At 60.7% G+C, this 1,483-nt stretch carries 4 protein-coding genes; 3 read left to right on the top strand and 1 reads right to left on the bottom strand.

Annotated features, from left to right (window positions below; genetic code table 11):
• Window positions 1–214, bottom strand: a 214-nt coding sequence (locus tag R7Q41_RS23960; protein WP_276468948.1) for a MerR family transcriptional regulator, incomplete at its 3' end; no start/stop codon positions are given.
• Window positions 215–285: 71 nt separating this feature from the next.
• Here R7Q41_RS23960 and R7Q41_RS23955 point away from each other — a divergent pair.
• The 3 genes from R7Q41_RS23955 to R7Q41_RS23945 all read left to right on the top strand — a co-directional run.
• Entirely contained in the window at window positions 286–636 is a 351-nt protein-coding gene (locus tag R7Q41_RS23955; RefSeq protein ID WP_001294666.1) for a mercuric transport protein MerT, read from the top strand.
• 15 nt (window positions 637–651) lie between these two features.
• Window positions 652–927, top strand: a complete 276-nt coding sequence (gene merP / locus R7Q41_RS23950; protein WP_000732290.1) for a mercury resistance system periplasmic binding protein MerP — start codon at window positions 652–654, stop codon at window positions 925–927.
• A 71-nt stretch (window positions 928–998) separates the two neighbouring features.
• A partial coding sequence (locus tag R7Q41_RS23945; RefSeq protein ID WP_318144702.1) for an FAD-dependent oxidoreductase occupies window positions 999–1,483 on the top strand: 485 nt, incomplete at its 3' end.

Raw genomic sequence — 1,483 nt, 5'->3', positions numbered from 1 at the left:
CTGCGATCTCGTCGAGGCTGAATCCGAGCCGCTGGGCTGATTTCACGAAGCGCACCCGCGTCACATCCGCCTCGCCATAGCGGCGAATGCTGCCATAGGGCTTGTCCGGCTCCGGCAACAAGCCCTTGCGCTGATAGAACCGGATTGTTTCCACGTTGACCCCGGCCGCCTTGGCGAAAACGCCAATAGTCAGATTCTCCAAATTTTTTTCCATATCGCTTGACTCCGTACATTGGTACGGAAGTAAGCTTAAGCTATCCAATCCAGATTTGAAAGGACAAGCGTATGTCTGAACCTCAAAACGGGCGCGGGGCGCTCTTCACTGGCGGGCTAGCCGCCATCCTCGCCTCGGCTTGCTGCCTGGGGCCGCTGGTTCTGATCGCCCTGGGGTTCAGCGGCGCTTGGATCGGCAACTTGACGGTGTTGGAACCTTATCGCCCGATCTTCATCGGCGCGGCGTTGGTGGCGCTGTTTTTCGCCTGGCGGCGCATCTACCGACCGGCGCAAGCCTGCAAACCAGGGGATGTGTGTGCGATTCCCCAAGTGCGCGCTACTTACAAGCTCATTTTCTGGGTCGTGGCCGCGCTGGTTCTGGTCGCGCTCGGATTTCCCTACGTCATGCCATTTTTCTATTAATCACAGGAGTTCATCATGAAAAAACTGTTTGCCTCTCTCGCCATCGCTGCCGTTGTTGCCCCCGTGTGGGCCGCCACCCAGACCGTCACGCTGTCCGTACCGGGCATGACCTGCTCCGCTTGTCCGATCACCGTTAAGAAGGCGATTTCCAAGGTCGAAGGCGTCAGCAAAGTTAACGTGACCTTCGAGACACGCGAAGCGGTTGTCACCTTCGATGATGCCAAGACCAGCGTGCAGAAGCTGACCAAGGCCACCGAAGACGCGGGCTATCCGTCCAGCGTCAAGAAGTGAGGCACTGAAAACGGCAGCGCAGCACATCTGACGCCCTTGTCTGCTACCACAAACGAAAAAGGATCTGTCGCATGACCCATCTAAAAATCACCGGCATGACCTGCGACTCGTGCGCGGCGCACGTCAAGGAAGCGCTGGAAAAAGTACCCGGCGTCCAATCTGCCATAGTGTCCTATGCCAAGGGCGCGGCCCAGCTCGCCCTTGATCCAGGCACAGCGCCGGACGCACTGACCGCCGCCGTGGCTGGCCTGGGCTACAAAGCGATGCTCGCCGATGCCCCGCCGACCGACAACCGCACTGGGCTGTTCGACAAGGTGCGCGGCTGGATGGGTGCCGTCGACAAGGGCAGCGGCGGCGAGCGCCCGTTGCAAGTCGCCGTGATCGGCAGCGGTGGAGCCGCGATGGCGGCAGCACTGAAGGCCGTCGAGCAAGGCGCGCAGGTCACGCTGATTGAGCGCGGCACCATCGGCGGCACCTGCGTCAACGTCGGTTGTGTGCCGTCCAAGATCATGATCCGCGCCGCCCACATCGCCCATCTGCGCCGGGAAAGCCCATT

The organism is Vibrio sp. 2096 (genome assembly GCF_033339595.1).
Classification (GTDB): Bacteria; Pseudomonadota; Gammaproteobacteria; order Enterobacterales; family Vibrionaceae; genus Vibrio; species Vibrio alginolyticus.
Note: the sequence above shows the minus strand (reverse complement) of the source record. Positions and strands in the feature narration are given on the sequence as shown.